We start from the raw sequence: 744 nt of genomic DNA on the forward strand, positions 1-744 counted from the left end.
CCGAACCGAAGGAAGACCCGCCCCCGTGAGCATCGAGATCAACAACGAGTCGAGCGTCCCCGTCGACGAGGCCGCCCTGCTGCGCCTCGCCGGCTACGCGCTCGACTCGCTCCACGTGCACCCCGACGCCGAGCTCGCGATCGTGCTCGTCGACGAGGGAGCGATGGAGCAGCTGCACGTGCAGTGGATGGACGAGCCGGGGCCGACCGACGTGCTCAGCTTCCCGATGGACGAGCTGCGCCCCGGCACCGAGGACGAGCAGACCCCCGCGGGGCTCCTGGGCGACATCGTGCTCTGCCCGCAGGTCGCGCAGTCGCAGGCCGAGTCGGCCGGCCATTCGGTGCTCGACGAGCTGCAGCTGCTGACCGCCCACGGGCTCCTGCACCTGCTCGGCTTCGACCACGCCGAGCCGGAGGAGGAGCGCGAGATGTTCGGCATCCAGCGCGACATCCTGGTCGGCTTCCACATCAGCGAGCGACGCCGCTAGAGCGCGCCGTGCCCACTCTCCAGCTCCTCATCGCCGCCCTCGCGCTCGTCGCCGTCGGCGGCTGGTTCGCCGCGACCGACGCCGCACTCGGCGTCCTCTCGCGCAGCGACCTGCTCGACATGGCCCAGCACTCCCGCAGCGCCCGCGCGCTCCGCGCGATCGCGGGCGACATGAGCGCCCACGTCAACGTCGTCAACTTCTCGCGGATCGCGGCCGAGACGACGGCCGCCGTGTTCGTCACCACGGTGCTGGTCGTC

Annotated in this window: 1 protein-coding gene and 1 pseudogene; both read left to right on the top strand. The window is 71.6% G+C overall.

The genetic code is table 11. The annotated features are described in order from the left end of the window. Positions 1-25: 25 nt before the first annotated feature. Complete coding sequence (gene ybeY, locus C5C24_RS17475) at positions 26-487, top strand: rRNA maturation RNase YbeY (RefSeq protein ID WP_104223424.1); 462 nt, start codon at positions 26-28, stop codon at positions 485-487. An 8-nt stretch (positions 488-495) separates the two neighbouring features. Beyond that, positions 496-744, top strand: a pseudogene (locus C5C24_RS17480) (HlyC/CorC family transporter); the annotation flags it as partial.

Source organism: Rathayibacter sp. AY2B3, assembly GCF_002931755.1.
GTDB lineage: Bacteria > Actinomycetota > Actinomycetes > Actinomycetales > Microbacteriaceae > Rathayibacter.